The sequence below is a fragment of the Clostridium sardiniense genome, assembly GCF_019753795.1.
GTDB classification, from domain to species: Bacteria; Bacillota; Clostridia; order Clostridiales; family Clostridiaceae; genus Clostridium; species Clostridium sardiniense.
Genome location: NZ_JAIKTU010000008.1, coordinates 18,683 through 35,666 on the forward strand (window position 1 = coordinate 18,683; position 16,984 = coordinate 35,666).

At 27.5% G+C, this 16,984-nt stretch carries 12 protein-coding genes and 1 tRNA gene; 10 read left to right on the forward strand and 3 right to left on the reverse strand.

Features of this window, described 5'->3' with window-relative positions; all coding sequences use genetic code 11:
- Positions 1-44: 44 nt before the first annotated feature.
- Positions 45-1,337: a L,D-transpeptidase gene (locus tag K5V21_RS10600; RefSeq protein ID WP_245000702.1), complete on the reverse strand. Its 1,293-nt coding sequence runs from the start codon at positions 1,335-1,337 to the stop codon at positions 45-47.
- 165 nt (positions 1,338-1,502) lie between these two features.
- Between K5V21_RS10600 and K5V21_RS10605 the strand changes: the two genes are divergently transcribed.
- The 4 genes from K5V21_RS10605 (at position 1,503) to K5V21_RS10620 (ending at position 8,390) form a co-directional block, all read left to right on the forward strand.
- A complete protein-coding gene (locus tag K5V21_RS10605; RefSeq protein WP_221861230.1) occupies positions 1,503-2,294 on the forward strand; it encodes a DUF1189 domain-containing protein in 792 nt (263 codons plus the stop codon).
- 425 nt (positions 2,295-2,719) lie between these two features.
- A complete protein-coding gene (locus K5V21_RS10610; RefSeq protein WP_221861231.1) occupies positions 2,720-3,826 on the forward strand; it encodes a Gfo/Idh/MocA family protein in 1,107 nt (368 codons plus the stop codon).
- A 241-nt stretch (positions 3,827-4,067) separates the two neighbouring features.
- The gene (locus tag K5V21_RS10615; RefSeq protein ID WP_221861232.1) at positions 4,068-5,267 is read left to right on the forward strand and encodes an exonuclease SbcCD subunit D; all 1,200 of its coding nucleotides are present in this window, start codon (positions 4,068-4,070) and stop codon (positions 5,265-5,267) included.
- Positions 5,268-5,270: 3 nt separating this feature from the next.
- Positions 5,271-8,390, forward strand: a complete 3,120-nt coding sequence (locus K5V21_RS10620; RefSeq protein ID WP_221861233.1) for an AAA family ATPase — start codon at positions 5,271-5,273, stop codon at positions 8,388-8,390.
- A gap of 44 nt (positions 8,391-8,434) precedes the next feature.
- Here the strand turns inward: K5V21_RS10620 and rbr are convergent, their stop codons facing one another.
- Together rbr and K5V21_RS10630 are read right to left on the reverse strand one after the other, a co-directional pair.
- A complete protein-coding gene (rbr, locus tag K5V21_RS10625; protein ID WP_221861234.1) occupies positions 8,435-9,052 on the reverse strand; it encodes a rubrerythrin in 618 nt (205 codons plus the stop codon).
- Positions 9,053-9,112: 60 nt separating this feature from the next.
- Positions 9,113-9,988: a DegV family protein gene (locus K5V21_RS10630; RefSeq protein ID WP_221861370.1), complete on the reverse strand. Its 876-nt coding sequence runs from the start codon at positions 9,986-9,988 to the stop codon at positions 9,113-9,115.
- 237 nt (positions 9,989-10,225) lie between these two features.
- On the opposite strand from K5V21_RS10630, the gene K5V21_RS10635 reads away from it, so the two are divergent.
- From K5V21_RS10635 to K5V21_RS10660, 6 genes are all read left to right on the forward strand, one after another.
- The gene (locus tag K5V21_RS10635; RefSeq protein WP_204594216.1) at positions 10,226-11,083 is read left to right on the forward strand and encodes a sensor histidine kinase; all 858 of its coding nucleotides are present in this window, start codon (positions 10,226-10,228) and stop codon (positions 11,081-11,083) included.
- A 125-nt stretch (positions 11,084-11,208) separates the two neighbouring features.
- Positions 11,209-11,283, forward strand: a tRNA-Arg gene (locus K5V21_RS10640).
- A gap of 199 nt (positions 11,284-11,482) precedes the next feature.
- Entirely contained in the window at positions 11,483-12,541 is a 1,059-nt protein-coding gene (locus tag K5V21_RS10645) for a glycosyltransferase family 2 protein (RefSeq protein WP_221861235.1), read from the forward strand.
- A 39-nt stretch (positions 12,542-12,580) separates the two neighbouring features.
- Positions 12,581-14,869, forward strand: a complete 2,289-nt coding sequence (locus K5V21_RS10650; RefSeq protein ID WP_221861236.1) for a bifunctional glycosyltransferase/CDP-glycerol:glycerophosphate glycerophosphotransferase — start codon at positions 12,581-12,583, stop codon at positions 14,867-14,869.
- Positions 14,870-14,877: 8 nt separating this feature from the next.
- On the forward strand, positions 14,878-15,672 hold the full coding sequence (locus K5V21_RS10655) for an ABC transporter permease (protein ID WP_221861237.1): 795 nt from the start codon (positions 14,878-14,880) through the stop codon (positions 15,670-15,672).
- A gap of 11 nt (positions 15,673-15,683) precedes the next feature.
- Positions 15,684-16,829 (forward strand): ABC transporter ATP-binding protein, encoded by a 1,146-nt coding sequence (locus tag K5V21_RS10660; RefSeq protein WP_221861238.1) that lies wholly within the window; start codon positions 15,684-15,686, stop codon positions 16,827-16,829.
- Positions 16,830-16,984 lie beyond the last annotated feature (155 nt).

Here is a 16,984-nt window from a genome sequence, read left to right on the forward strand (position 1 = left end):
CTATATTATAAATTAATAGATAAGGTATTTAAAACATAAAGGGACTACTTAATTATTACTTTAGTGCTTTTTGTTACATTATCATAAAGCCATTTAGAATCTGTTAATGATAATCTTATACATCCATGTGATGCAGGTGTACCTAATGTTGTATCAAGAACATTTTGCTTACCTTTATCATAAGGTAGTGAGTGGAAGAGATAATCTCCATCAAATTGGACCCAATACTTACCGCCTTGATTAAACTTTTCTGAGAAAAACCATTCATCTCTATTTTGAATAGTATAAACACCAGATGGAGTTTCTTTCCCTTTTATACCAGTAGAGCATTTCATTGATTTCTTTAAGTTCCATTTATTTTTTGAACCAGTATAAACATTAGTGGTTTGAGATGTAGTATCTACATATATTAGATAATCAGTTAAGCTTTCAATATCTAATGAATTTATGTTTGCTGCATTTATTGCACTAACTAATTGTGAAGAACTCGCTGGGGCAGCAGAAGATTTTTGACTTGCTAGATAATTATCTTTAGAAGTCTTTAAATCTTCAATTTTTTTAACTAAATCTTTATCATTAGAAAGTAAACTAAGCTTACTTTCTATTAAATTAATAGCAGCTGTAAAATACTCTTTTTTTTCATAGTCATTAGCTGTTTTTAGAAGATCTTCTTTTAGTTTTTCTTTAGATTTAGCTATATAATTTGTAGCATTTTGATAGCTTGGATCACTAGATGGGACATTTTGTAATGTTGCAATTGCATCTTCATATTTACCATCTTCAAACTCAGAGATACCTTTAGATAGGGGAGTATCGTTATTTGTACCTTGAGATAAAACAGAAGAATCATTTTGTAAATCTGTGCTCAATAGATCATACCTATTCATTTCATTAAATACTATTAAAGCATCATCTTTTGAAATCTCATTTAGACTTATCTTATTTTTTAGATCTGTTGCTTTTACTCTAAAATAAGTTTCTAAATCATCCTCTAAAAAGAATGTTTTAAATATATTAGAATTTCCTGAAGTTACAATATATTTATTAGCTTCTGAATAATTGCTTGAATCAAAATTATCTTTAAAGGTAGCCATTAGCGATTTATATTGATAAGCTTGATAACTTACTATACCTGCAGTTATAAATATAATAATTATTAATGCTGGAATTAATTTTCTAGGATTAAACCTTTTATAAAATCTATCTTCTAATTCATTTAGATTGTCCTCATTAATAGGTTCATTTGAATCATTAATATTATGTTTATCTTCTTGTAAGGCATTATCTTTTTGTATATTGGTTATATTTTCATCTGGTGTATTATTAAGTTCTTTCATATCTGACAAGCTGATCCCTCCTAAAATAATATTTATCTTAATACTTGACCAAATTTTGGAATATTAAACATAAAACATTTAATAATGTAATTGAGTATGTTACTATAGTTAAAGAGGATTTAGGAAAAAATAATTACAGAAAAGTAGTTTAAAGGAGTAGAGAACGTGAAGAGAGATGGTTTTTTTAGTAAGCTAAAAAATAATATATATAACATAGAAAAATTTTCGGAATATGTAAGATATGGACTTGGTAAAGCTATATTATATGCACTTATCCTAAGTCTTATAATCGGTGGCATACAAGGTGTATACATGGGATTTAGGGTTAAAAATAATATAAATGAAGGTATCATAGAACTTAATGAACCTAAGTATGATTTTTCAATAAAAAATGGAATATTAGAAATGAAAAATAGTCCAGTTAAATTTAATCAAGATAATATAGTTGTTTATATAGATAGTAATAAAGATTTAAATCAAGCAGAAGGATTAAAGGATGCATATGTTCATGGAGACATGTATATATTACTTCTTAAAGATGGAATTAAATTAGGTTCAGGAGGAGTTAATAAAGATATATTATATAAAGATGCATTTACAGGAGAATATACTAATAAAACTATTGTCGAACAATTAAAACTTGCATCGGTTGTTATACTTCCGATTACAGTAGGATTTACAATATTCCAATACTTCACAACATACTTACTTAATTGCTTAATAATAGCAGCTTTTTCAATAATAATCGGAATGATAATGGGGTTAAGAATGAAGGCATCAGCAATGTATTCATTATCTGTTTATGCAGCAACACTTCCAAGTTTAATATTGCTACCATTTAGCTTAATAAGGCCAGATATATATTTTGATACAGCATTTATGGCAGGGACAATAATATACGTGTCATTTATATTAAGGTATATAAAAAAGGATCTTTTAAAGAAAATAAAATTATAATATATAAGGTGATTTCTAATTCTTAGAGATCACCTTTATTACATTATTATAAATAATATCTTAATTTTATAGTATTATTTTCTAAATTAAAATTATATAAGCAAGGATATCCTATTTTTAAAAATAAAGTTATTGAAAAAAGATTTTATTTAGAAGAAGAAAAAGAAATACCTTAAATAGAAAAATATTATTAGAAAAATAAAGGTTTATAATATGCTTTTATAGAAGTAATTTATAAAATAAATGAATTAAATATAGTTTTTTGTACATACAAAAGTTGTAAGATATGATTTTATAAGGGTTAGAATTATAAAAGAAAAAATAAAATCCACTTTCCATATGTAGACCAGCTTATGTGATGTAGTAACAGAAAGCATATGTATTGTTATGAACTAATAAGAAATAATAATTTGGGGAGGAAAAAAATGATAAGATTAGGGATTGCGGGAATTGGATATATTGCTGAGGAATATATAAAATTAATTGTCAGCAATAAAATTAAGGGGTGTCGTATTTGTGCTTTATCAAGTAGAAATTTTGAACGTATGGAAGGTATATGTTCAAAATATGACTTGACAAATGTTTCATTATTTACAAATTATGAAGATATGGTTAAGTCTGGAAGGATAGATATGGTAATGATTTGTACACCACATTTTACCCATCCATCAATGGCAATCAAGGCTATTGAATCAGGCATTCACACATTAATTGAAAAGCCTGTTGGAGTATTTTCAGATGAAGTGGAAAAACTTATGAAGTGCGTAGAAATGCATCCTAATATTTTAAGTGGTGTACTGTATTGTAGAAGAACCAGTCAGGCCTTTAACAAAATAAAGGATCTGATTTCTTCAGGAAAAATAGGAGAGTTAAAGAGAGTTAACTGGATAATTACAAACCTGTATCGTACTCAGGCATACCATAATGCACAATCTTGGAAGGGTACATATAAGGGAGAAGGCGGTGGTTTATTGATGACACAGGCCTCTCATCAATTAGATTTGTTGATCTGGCTATGCGGTATGCCAAAAAATATTCATGCATTTTGTTATTACGGTGCTGAGCGTAAAATTGAAGTAGAAAATGATGTAATGTTGCATATGGAATATCAGAATGGTGCAACTGCTCAGTTCATCGCATCCTCAAGGGAATTTCCAGGAAGTAACCGTTTGGAGATAATAGGAAGTAAAGGACAGGTAATTTTATCTGATGATCAAAACTTGCTATTTCGTGAATTAGAACAAGATGAAAAAAATTATGCAAATACAACAGATGAAGTCTACGGAAAAATTCCGTTCAAAGAGAAAGAATTTACATTTGATGATGCAGATAATTCAATACAGCAAGCTGCTATTGTAAACAACTTCATAGGTTCTATTGCAGGTAATACAAATGTGTTGTGTCCTGTAAAAGAAGCTATAAATTCATTATATATAATTAATGGGGCATATTTGTCATCATGGAACAGTGAAATAATTACTTTCCCAATGAATACTAAAGAATTCAGAATGAAATTGGAGGAAAGGTTTTAATACAGTTGTGGGAAAGATAATAGATGAATTATTAGAATATGGTTTTAGAAATTTATATTGATGTATGAAATATGAATATAACAGATAGAGATATAAATATTCTAAAAATCTGAGTATTAAAAGCAATTACTATATTTAGTAAAATGGACTCATATAAAATATAAAGATGATTTCTAAAGGTTAGAAATCATCTTTTTTGATATAATTAATTTATATAGTAAAAATGGTAGGGAGGATTAATATGAAAATTATTCATACAAGTGACTGGCATATTGGGAAAATAGTAAATGAATTTTCAATTTTAGAAGATCAAAAATATATATTAGATGAATTAATAAAGCTTGTAGATAAAGAAAGGCCAGATGTACTTATAATAGCTGGAGATATGTATGATAGATCAATCCCACCTGTTGATGGGGTAGAATTACTAAATAATATTTTAAGTAAATTAGTAATGGAAAAAGGAATAAAGGTTTTAGCCATATCAGGAAATCATGATAGTGGAGAGAGAGTATGCTTTGCTAGTAATATATTAGAAAAACAAGGATTATATATCGTAGGTCGTGACGAAGAATTATATAGAAAAATAGAGATAGATGATGAATATGGTAAGGTGAATTTTTATTTAATACCTTATAAAGATCCATCAGTAATTAAGAAACTTTTAGATAATAGTGAAATTAGAAATCATAATGATGCAATGAAAGCAGTTGTAGAAAATATAAATAAAAATATTGATAAGAGTGATAGAAATATACTAGTAGCACATGGATATGTAACTATGTATAGAGAAGAGGCTAAAGAATCAAGTGAAGATAAATATGAGGCTGCAAATCTTGAGGTGAGCGAATCAGAGAGACCTTTATCAATAGGTGGAACAGATCTCATTGATTGTAATATATTTAATGACTTTGATTATGTGGCACTTGGACATCTTCATGGAAGGCAAAAAATAGGAAGAGAAGAAGTAAGGTATTCGGGTTCATTATTAAAGTATTCATTCTCGGAAGTTAATCAAAAGAAGGGAGTTACAATATTCGATATAGATAAGGATAAGAATGTAACTTTAGATTTAAGAGAATTAAAGCCAATAAGGGATTTAAGAATCATAAAAGGAAATATAGATGAACTTATAGAGATCGGTAGAAGTGTAGTAGATGGAAGAGAAGATTATATACAGGCAATTCTATTAGATGAAGGTGAACTTATAAATCCAATAGAAAAATTAAGAGCAGTATATCCAAATGTAATGCTAATAACTAGAGAAAAGAAAAGAGAACATGATGAGAATAGCACATCAGCTAAAAAAGGATATAAAAATAAATCAGAAAAAGATTTATTTGAAGAATTTTATAATGCATTATCAGATGGAGAATTTACAGAAGAGAAAAGTAAAATTATAGATGAAACTATAAATAAAATTTTAAAAGAGGAGGTGTAATTTATGAGACCAGTTAGATTAGTAATATCAGCATTTGGACCATATGCAGAAAAGCAAGAACTTGATTTTAGAGAATTAAAAGGTAGAAATATATTTGTTATAACAGGTACTACAGGTTCAGGTAAGACTACTATATTTGATGCTATAAGTTATGCTTTATATGGAGAGGCAAGCGGAGAATCTAGAGAAAATGATTCCCTTAGAAGCCACTTTGCAGATGATGATACGGAAACATTTGTAGAGTTAGATTTTGAACTTAGAGGAGATACATACAAAGTTGTAAGAAGCCCTAAACAAAAGAAAAGAAAGACTAGGGGGGAAGGGTTTACAGATAAAGAGCCAGAAGCTGAGTTAGTACTTCCAAATGGTAAAGTTATTACAAAGGTTAAGGCTGTTAATGATAAAATAACTGAAATTTTAGGTATAACTAAGGAACAATTTAAGCAAATTGTTATGCTTCCACAAGGTGAGTTTAAGAAATTACTTCTTGCAAGTTCTGTAGAACGTGAAGGTATTTTTAGAAAGATATTTAATACGTATGCCTTTGAAAAAATACAGTCATCACTTAAAGATAAGGCTATTAAATTAAGTAAGGAAAGAAACTTATGTAAGGAAAAGATGAAGACTTATTTAGAAAATATACAAGGTGAACATAATATTTTAATTGGTGATTATATAGATTTTCCTTTAGTAATAGAGGAGCTTACTGAATTAATAAATAGTGAGAAGAGTTCGTATAAGGAAAATAAGGATTCATTAAATGAAATAAAATCTGCTTTAGAGAAAAAGAATAAAGAAAAATTAATAGGAGAGCAAAATAATGCTTTACTAAAAGAAAAAGAAGAAACAGCAATAAATTTAGAAAAGGAATTACTTAAGGAAGGTGATTTTGAAAGAAAAAAAGAATTATTATTAAAAATAAAAAAGGCTAAAGATATTAAACATATAGAAGATAAGTATATAGATTTTAATAAAAGATTAGAGATAAAAGATACAGAATATAATAATTCAATTAAAGAGATAGAAAGATTAAAAAATGAATTAAGCAAGCAAGAGGATTTTGTAAAGGTTGAAGAAAATAATGATAAATTAAGAGTTGAACTTACTGAAGAGATAGGTAAATTAAGAAATATAGAACCTAAGATAGAGGCTTATGAAAAAGAAAGAAAGCTAATAATAACTTTTGAAAATAGAATTAAGGAAATAACTACTGAAATAAGAAATAAGCAATTGCGTTTAGAGGAAAATAAAAAAATTAGAGAAGAAAATGAAGCTATATTAAAAAATATTTCTGAGCTTGAAATCAAAAAAGTTAACTTAGAAAACATCATAAAAGATGAAACAAAAAGAATTAATGAACTGAGGGATTTATACGAGAAGATAAGATTATATGAAGGTATAAAAAATGATCATATAAGTTTTAAAAATGAATATTCTCAGTTTGAAATTAAATATAAAAATATTAAAAGTGAGTATGAAAATTTAGAAGAAATATATAAGAAAGAACAAGCTGGTATATTAGCAAATGGGTTATTAGATGGAATTCCTTGTCCTGTGTGCGGTTCATTAGACCATCCAAATCCAGCAAGCAAAAGTGGCGGAAGCATACCAACTGAAGAGGAATTAAAGAAAAAGAAGATTGAATTTGAAAAATATGAAAAAAAGAATAATGAAAAAATAATAAATCTAACTGAAATAAATTCTAACGTAAATAATGCATTACAAAATATCAATGATATCTTAAAGTCAGTAAACATAGGAGATGATTTTAGTACTTATGAAGATAATTTAAAAGTTATCATAAGAGATAAGGGAATTGAATTAAAGAATATAATTGATTCTATAAATAATGAGCTAAAGGATATTATAATTAAGATAAATAATAAAGATTCACTTCAAAAAAGAAATAGGGAACTAGAAGAAGATATAAAGATATTAGAAGCAGCAATTGAATTGCTAAATAATGAAGACAAAGGAACCTTTGCAAAGCTCGAGGGCTTAAAGGCTTCATGTAATAATCTTAAAAAAGATATTCCAGATGAAGTTAATTCTATTAATAGTTTAGCTAAATCAATAAAAGATAAGGAAAAGCAATTAGAGGATAGTAAGAATAGATTAATTACACTAGTAAAAAAGAGAGATAATACTATAAAAATTTTTGAAGGTGAAAAATCAAAGTGCAAAGAAATAGAAAAAAGCATTAAAGAGCTAAAAAAAGATATTAAAAAGGCCAAAGAAGATTTTGTAGTTAATCTAGGAAAAGAAGGATTTTTAAATGTAGATGACTATAATAATACAAAAATGTATATTGATAAAATAGATATTTTGGATAAAGAAATAATCGAATACAACAAAAAAATCGGAATATTAATGGAAGCTAAAGAAACATTAAATAAAAAATGTGAAAATATAAGTGTAGTTTCTATAGAAGAAATAGATGATTCAATTAAGTGTATGAAGATAGATGAGAAAGAAAAAGAAGATAAATTAAAACAAGAGTTTTCTATAATAGATAATAATATGAATGTTTTAAAAAAGGTTATAGAATTAAATAAGGAATTTAAGGAAAAAGAAGATGAGTATAGAGTTATAGGAGAGCTCTCAGAGCTTTCAAATGGAAGGAAGGCTCCGTATATATCATTTGAAAGATATGTATTAGCGTCATACTTCCAAGATATAATAGATGCAGCAAACTTAAGATTAGAAAAAATGACAGGAGATAGATTCTCTCTTAGAAGAAAAACAAGTAAGAGTAAAGGTGCAGGTCAAAAGGGGTTAGAGCTTGAAGTTTATGATAATTATACAGCAAGTTCAAGAGATGTAAGCTCACTCTCAGGAGGAGAGAGTTTTAAGGCATCGTTATCTTTAGCCCTTGGGTTATCTGATGTAGTTCAGTCAAATAGTGGAGGGGTATCATTAGAAACAATGTTTGTTGATGAAGGTTTTGGTACTTTAGATCCACAATCTCTTGATAATGCTATAGACAGTCTTTTAGATTTACAACGTGGGGGTAGATTGGTCGGTATAATATCTCACGTTGAAGAGCTTAAAGAAAGGGTAGATGCAAAACTTGAAGTAAAGGCAACTAAAAATGGAAGTATAGCAAAATTTAATGTTTTATAATAAAAATGAGATACTTTATAAGTATCTCATTTTTTTACCTTCAATTATTTAGGAGCATATCTTTTACTTTTGCCAAGAGCTTCAGTGTCATACATAATTTCAAAATATCCTTGAGGGTGCTTACATGCAGGACATATTTTGGGAGCTTCAGTCCCTTCATAGATGTATCCACAATTTCTACATTTCCAATATTCTGGTTCATTACGTCTGTATAGAAGATCATCTTTTAAGTTAGCATATAGGTCTAAATAACGTTGTTCATGATGCTTTTCTATTTCTAATATTTTTGAGAATGCAAATGCAACTTCTGGATAACCTTCTTCTTCTGCGACTTTAGCAAATTCAGGATAAGCAGTACCCCATTCTTCTCTCTCGCCTTCAGCTCCATACTTAAGATTATCTAGAGTTGTTCCAAAGCCTATTGGATAATCTGTATCGACGTGAACTTGTGCTGCTCCAAGACCTTCAATCATTAAGTCATAGAAAACCTTAGCATGAGCTCTTTCATTTTCAGCTGTTTCTAAGAATATAGATTCAATTTGCTTATGTCCTTCCTTTGCAGCCACTCTTGAGAAGAATGTATATCTATTTCTAGCTTGAGATTCACCTGCAAATGCCTTAGCTAGATTATCAGCTGTTTTACTTCCTTTTAAACTTTTCATAAAAAATCCCCTTTCAAATAGTTCTCGTTATAGTATTAACTATTTAAAAGAAGATTATGTTTAATTTATATTTCTATTATTTCCCTTAAAGAAAAGAGTTAGTGTATTTGGACCGGCATGACTTCCAATTGCAAGTCCAATATAATTTATAATTACTTCTGTATTATACTTTTCCTTTATCATATTTGCTAAGTTTTTCGCATCATTTAAACAATCGCCATGAGATATGAAAATTGTTTGATTACTAGGATCTACTACTTTTTCTTCAAATTTATTAAATAAAGCTTTTATTGATTTCTTTCTTCCTTTTACTTTACCAAAGTTTTGAAGAGTACCATCATCAGGAATGTAAAGAAGCGGCTTAACTTGAAGTAATGTACCTATAGTAGCCATAGCAGGAGAGATCCTACCCCCACGTTTTAAATGGTTCAAATCGTCAACTGTAAATAGATGATTTACCTTAAGCTTAGTATCTTCTATATATTTAATAACCTCATCTTTTGAAGCTCCATTTTCTCTTAATGTGCATGCATCATAAACTAAAAGTCCTACTCCCAGTGAAGCTGAACGAGTATCTATGATTGATATATCTGCGTTAGGATAAGATTCAAGTATTTCCTCTTTAGCAATTAATGCACTATTATATGTCCCACTTAGTGCTGAAGAGAATGCTAGGTATATAACTGAAATATCTTCTTTAGTATACTTTTCAAAGGCTTCATAAAATCTAAAACTATTTATCTGTGATGTGGTTGGCATTAGACCATTTCTTAAATCATTATAGAAATCTGAATAGCTTAATGATTCTCCACAGTCCTCAACATACTCAGTATTATTTAAATTGCATATAAGACCAATATAATGTATAGAGAATCTATCTATTATATCTTTTGGTAAATCACAACTAGAATCTGTCATTATAATAAAATTTTTAATAATAAAAACCTCCCTTTTATTAATTTATTATACTTAGATATTATCTAATAGTATAAATAGAAATACAAGTTATTAAATTATATCAATAAAATCTTAAAATAATATAATTTTATAAAATTTATTTTATAGAAACAAAAATGAAATTAAAGGATATTATACAAAAAAATGGTTGTTAGTATTCGAAAATAATGATAAAATTTATTTAGGGTTAAAATAGGGGGTAAGGTAGGGAGAATTATGGTCCAAAATAAATTTAAACATAAGGTAAATGAATTATCGAGAGAAGAGATGATATCACTTATAGAGAATTTAAAAGGTAAGCAGGAAATGCAAGAAAAGTTCATACTGAATATATCTCATGATTTAAGATCACCACTAAATGTGATTATGAGCATAAATCAGATGCTAGAATGTGTTAAGAAGAATGAATATTCTAATTATAATGATAAAGAAAAAGAATATTTAAAGATGTTAAAAAGAAATAGCTATAAAATGCTAAAGTTAATAGATAATTTAATTGATGTAACTAGATTAGAGAAAAATTATTTTAAAATGAATAAGAAAAATATAGAAATAGTAAACTTCCTTGAGGATACGATAGGTTCTATAGATAAATATGCAAAACAAAAAGATATAACTCTTATATTTGATACAAATAAAGAGGAATGCATAGTTGCGGTAGATCCTCAATCTCTTGACAGGATATGTATAAACCTTATTTCAAATGCTATAAAATTTTCACCAAGTGGAAGTTATATATATGTAACTCTTATGATAGACGATGAATATATTAAAATTAGTGTAATGGATAATGGTATAGGCGTAAGTGAAGAAGAGCAAAAGAAAATTTTTGATAGATTTGATAGAGGAAATGAAAAGAGTGAGTATAAAGGAAGCGGCATAGGTTTAGATTTAGTTAAATCATTAGTTGGGCTTCATAATGGAAAAGTATCTTTAAAGAGTAAATTAGGAGAAGGTTCTACGTTTACAGTTATGCTTCCTAATATTAAATTAGAAAAAGAAGAAGTCAAGTTTGAAGAACATAGTGACAAGGTTCAATTATTAGAAATAGAGTTTTCAGATATATATCTTTAAATAAGCAATTATAACAAGGAAAGAAGCTTCTAAGTATAGCCTCTTTCCATTTATCTTACCGCAAATAAATTTGCACTGGATTAAAAATTATGATAAGATATTTCTGTTAATAAAAAATAATATATGGGGCGTTAGTTAAATGGATATAACATACCGCTACGGACGGTACATTATGGGTTCGATTCCTATACGCCCTACCAAAATGGTTTAATTTGTAAAGTTAGACCATTTTTTTTAAATAAATATTGGTATATTTTCTTATAATTTTAAGAATAAGGATTAAAATTCTTGTAACTGTACATAGTATAAAATATATAATATAATAAAATGTACTTGAGATTGTAGATAGTTTAAATATTAAGTTATATTTTATTAAGCTATATTTTAGGAGGTAAATGGTTGATTAAAAGATGTAAGGTAAGTGTAATAATACCTGTTTATAACGTAGAGGAATATTTAAGAGAGACATTAGATTCTGTGGTTAATCAAACATTAGACAATTTTGAATTAATAATAGTTAATGATGGGTCAACTGATGGAAGCCAAGCTATTATTGATGAATATGAAAAAAAATATGACATAATAAAGAAAATATATCAAAAAAATAGGGGCCCTGGTGCTGCGAGGAATAGCGGAATAGATATGGCCGTTGGAGAATATATAATCTTTGTAGATTCTGATGATATTATACCGAAGGATTCTTTAAGGCAAAGATATATACAAGCTAAGGAAAGTGATTCAGATTTAAGTATATGTGCTACATGTATGTATGATGGAGAAAATAAATGGCCTATAAAAAGTCATTTTTTAGAAGGATATAAAAGTATAAGGAAAAACTATGAACTACTATGGATCATGGGGCCTTGTAATAAAATATATAAGAGAGATTTAATAAAAAACAATAGATTTCCTGAAGATATAAATTACGGAGAAGATCAAGTATTTGTTCTTAGAGCGTATTTAGAAGCTAATAAGATATTCACTTCCAAATATGTTGGATACTATTATAGGATTAGGAAAAGAGATGGTGGATCACTTACTCAACAAGTATTTGTTGATCCATCAAAAGTGATACAAAATATTACTGAGTTATGGAAATATGTATCATATGATACAAAAAAAGCAGTTGATAATAAAAATGAGTATAATAGCTTGATGAATGCATATTTTTATAGGTTAGTTAATGTTAATATATGGCCACCATTAAAGGAAGCATTTATAGGAAGTAAAAAAGATGATAAACAGAAGGTGTTTAATAGCTTAAAGAATCTTGTTAAAGTAGTAGATATAAGGCATATTGAAAACTTAGGAAAAATTAAAAAAGTTGTTTTCAAGATATTGTATAAGGATAATGATGGTAAATTTATGATTGATGCAATAACGGCATTAGTTTATACAAGTAATAAGTTAGCTATGGCTAGAAAAAAAATAAGTAAGTTAATTAAAAAGTTTAAATAAGATATTAATGTAGTTTTTATTAACTAGGAGGAAATTAAATTGAGCAATCAGTGTAAAGTGAGTGTAATAGTACCTGTATATAATGTAGAAGATTATTTGAGAGAAACTCTTGACTCTATTGTAAATCAAACTTTAGATGATTTTGAAATAATACTAATAGATGATGGTTCTTCTGATAATAGCCCTAATATCATAAAAGAATATGAGGAGAAATATAACAATGTAATTAGTATTTTTCAAAATAATTCAGGACCTGGGCAAGCAAGAAATAATGGTATACAGATAGCTAGAGGAAAATATATCGTATTTGTTGATTCAGATGATGTACTTCCAAGAGACTCATTAGAGGTTAGATATAACATAGCTGAGGAAACTGAATCTGATATAGTTGTATGTGCTACTTGTATGTATGATGGAGAGAAAATGTGGCCTGTAAAAACTCATTTTTTTGAAGAAGGGGCAAAGGATATAAAAAAGAATTATGAATTATTTTGGATGATGGGACCTTGTAATAAAATATATGCTACAGATCTTATACGTGATATTGAATTTCCAAAGGGAATAAATTATGGAGAAGATCAGGTTTTTGTTACAAAAGCCTATATAAGAGCTAAAAAAATATTTAGTTCACAATATATTTCATATTATTATAGAATTAGAAAAGAGGCCGGTGGATCATTAACTCAGCAAGTTTTCGTTAATCCTCATAATGTAATAAATGATATAAAGAAATCATGGATTTTAGCATTAGAAGAAATAAATTCATATATAGATAATGAGCATATAGCAAGGGAATTAGAAAAGGCTTACTTAATAAGATTAATTGATATAAATATATGGCCGCCATTTAAAAAAGCTATAGTAAGCAGAGATATAAATGTTCAGATAGAGGCTATAAAAGGAATGATAGAAATCTTAGATACTATTGATCCAATAATATTTAATCAACTAGAAAAGTTAAGGTGGATATTAATAAATGGAGTAATAGATAAGTTTTTATTTTTATCCAGTGATGCGAAGAAGCAATACATAGAATTACTTGTAAAAGCTTATAAGAAATTAGATGATTATAATATAAACCAGCTTAGATATAATTATAAAAGAATGATGAAATATGTAGAAAAAAGTGTTAAACATAATAGTGAAAAGTATATATATTTTTATTTAGTAAGAAGAAATATTTCTAGAAGAATAACTAAGTTTAAAAATAAAGTTGATAGAAATAGCAATAAGGTAATGTTTTACATGTGTAGCTTATTACCAACAAAAAAAAGCAAAGTTATTTTAGCTAGTAATAAATCGGATAGCTTGACTGGAAATTTGAAATCTATATATTATGAATTAAAAGAGAGAAACATAAGTGATGTTAAGTTATATTTGGATTCAAAGAGAAGCAAAATTGAGACTTTAAAAATGTATTATGATTTTGCTACGGCAAAAACTATTTTACTAGATGATTATTATAGGCAGCTATATGGACTAAAATTTAAAAAGAATGTTGAAATAATTCAAGTATGGCATGCGTGTGGGGCTTTTAAAAAATTTGGGTTTAGCGCTATTGGAAAAAAAGATGGAAATTCGGCTAAATTTGAGGAAAGAGCTCATTCACATTATACAAAAGTTATAGCAAGTTCTAAAAATATAAAGGAAGAATATTCGGAAGCTTTTAATATTGATAAAAATAATGTATTAGCATTAGGAGTACCAAGAACAGATAATTTGTTAGATAATGATTATAAAGAATATATAACTAATAAATTACTAGATGAAAATCCAATGTTAGAAAATAAAAAAATAATTACTTATGCACCTACATTTAGAGGAGGAGCAAAAGAAAGACAGCAATTTAAATTAAAGCTTGATCCCGTGAGAATATTAAGAGAACTTGGTGACGAGTATGTATTAGTATTAAAATTACATCCGAGTGTAAAATTTGGATTGAATGATATACTTGAAATTCCAAATGAATTTACAGATAGAATATTAAGTTTAGATAGTAGTATTGATATAAATGAATTATTAGTAATAACAGATATTGTTATTACTGATTATTCATCAGTAGTATTTGAGGCTGCATTGTTAGATAAAAAAATACTGTTTTACGCATATGACAAACAACAATATTTAGGAGAAAGAGACTTCTATTATGATTATGACGAGTTTGTTCCAGGCCCTATAGCTTATAGTAATACAGATATAATAGAGGTAATAAAAGATAATAAGTTTGATAGTAAAAAAGTAGAAGTCTTTAGAAATAAATTCTTTGACAGTAATGACGGAAAGGCAAGTAAAAGATTAGTTGATTATATAACTAGTACAGATAAATAGGTGATATTATGTTAAAAACTATGATAGTAGAAAATATAAAAAATATTAAACAAACTATATTAATATCTAAAACGGATTTAGTCAAATTTTACAAAGGTGCCGCTTTAGGATATTCTTGGGCAGTTATAAGGCCTATGGTAACAATATTAGTTTATTTATTTGCATTTACTTTCATTAGAACAAGTTCTATGGTTGATGGATTTCCATTCTTTGTTTGGCTAATTGCTGGATTAACACCTTGGTTCTTTGTTAATGATGGAATTGTTGCAGGAGCTATGTCTATTAGGCAATATAGACATTTTGTTACTAAGATGAAATTCCCAATCTCAACAATACCTACATTTGTATTATTGTCTAAGATGTATATACAAATTATGCTAATAGCTGCTGTTATTATATTGTTTTCTTGTTTAGGGTATTTCCCTGATATATACTACTTGCAATTGATATATTACATACCGACTATGTATATATTCTTTTTAGTATTATCATGGACTTTATCATCATTATCTGTTATAAGCAGAGATTTTGAAAACCTAGTTAAAGCAGCAATTCAAGCCGTATTATGGCTTACTCCAATACTTTGGAATATAAATAATGTAAGTTCACCAACTTTAAAGTTTATATTAAAATTAAATCCAGTAAATTATTTTATTCAAGGTTATAGAGATACATTTTTATATAAACATTGGTTTTTTGAAAGTAAATATACGATATATATATGGATAGTTATTTTAATTATTGCATTTATAGGAAGCCATATTTATAAGAAGTTACACAAAGACTTTGCAGATGTTTTATAAGGAGAAGATTTATGGAATATGCAGTTGAATTTAAAAATGTAGTTAAAGAATATAAATTATATAAAGATGATAAAGATAGATTTAAGGATTTGTTTTGGGGAAAAAGATATACACCATATAGAGCGATAGATAGACTGGATTTGAAGTTACCAGAAGGTGAAGTTATTGGGATATTGGGCAAAAATGGATCTGGAAAATCAACAATACTTAAGATGGTTACAGGAGTTGTGTATCCAACAGAAGGAGATATATTAGTTAGAGGAAAAGTATCAGCCTTATTGGAACTTACAGCAGGGTTTGATGGGGAACTTACAGGTAGAGAAAATATATATCTAAAGGGATATTCAATGGGAATGATAAAAAATGAAATCAGTGAAAAGATTGATGATATAATTGATTTCTCAGAACTTGGAGAATATATTGAGCAACCAGTTAGAATGTATTCAAGTGGTATGAAAGCACGTTTAGGATTTGCTATAGCAGTAAATATAGATCCGGATATACTTGTTGTTGATGAAGCATTAGCTGTAGGAGATGAGATATTTAGGGAAAAGTGCATGAAGAGAATGGATAAGTTTAGGGATGAGGGGAAGACAATACTTTTTGTATCTCACTCACTTCCACAGATGAGAAGCTTTTGCACAAAGGGAATATGGATTCATGAAGGTAAACTTATTGCTAGTGGAGAAATAGATGAAATAGGTAATATGTATAAACATTATTTAAATGGGGTATCAGTTGAAAAAATATTAGATGATATTGAAAAGTATAAAGACTTAGTGGAAATTAAGCAAAGTCTAACTGATATAAATATGTTTGGTGATAGTGTTGAATTAAAAGGATATGTAGAAATTGAACCAGAAAATAAAAAGTTTACTATAGATAGACTTGTATTAAAGCAAGATGATATTGAAATTAAATTCAATATCATTGAGGTAGAAGAAGTAAGTGGAACAAATAGAAAGAATTATAAGTTAAATATAAAGTTGAAGGATATACCTAAGGGATACTTCAATGCTGAGATATATTTAAATATTGATGATGAGCCGTTTATAAGACAGATATGGTGCATGAATAAGGTAGGACAATTTATGGCACAAGACTATAAATTATCTCTAATAATAAAGAATAACAGATTAAAGGTAAAAAAAGATTAATAGTTAAAATAAGGGTAGTGTTTATCACTATCCTTATTATTTTAAATAATAAAAAATTATGATACAATTATAATAATATGGAAAACAATAAGTAAATGTAATATATATTTAATACAGTAAAGCATAAAATAATATATTATTAAATTATGATAATA

Bases quoted from the DNA above. Each gene is read 5' to 3' on its own strand.
- rbr (WP_221861234.1), bottom strand. From the start codon at position 9,052: ATGAAAAGTTTAAAAGGAAGTAAAACAGCTGATAATCTAGCTAAGGCA.
- K5V21_RS10660 (WP_221861238.1), top strand. From the start codon at position 15,684: ATGGAATATGCAGTTGAATTTAAAAATGTAGTTAAAGAATATAAATTA.
- K5V21_RS10610 (WP_221861231.1), top strand. From the start codon at position 2,720: ATGATAAGATTAGGGATTGCGGGAATTGGATATATTGCTGAGGAATAT.
- K5V21_RS10615 (WP_221861232.1), top strand. From the start codon at position 4,068: ATGAAAATTATTCATACAAGTGACTGGCATATTGGGAAAATAGTAAAT.
- K5V21_RS10620 (WP_221861233.1), top strand. From the start codon at position 5,271: ATGAGACCAGTTAGATTAGTAATATCAGCATTTGGACCATATGCAGAA.
- K5V21_RS10600 (WP_245000702.1), bottom strand. From the start codon at position 1,337: ATGAAAGAACTTAATAATACACCAGATGAAAATATAACCAATATACAA.
- K5V21_RS10655 (WP_221861237.1), top strand. From the start codon at position 14,878: ATGTTAAAAACTATGATAGTAGAAAATATAAAAAATATTAAACAAACT.
- K5V21_RS10635 (WP_204594216.1), top strand. From the start codon at position 10,226: ATGGTCCAAAATAAATTTAAACATAAGGTAAATGAATTATCGAGAGAA.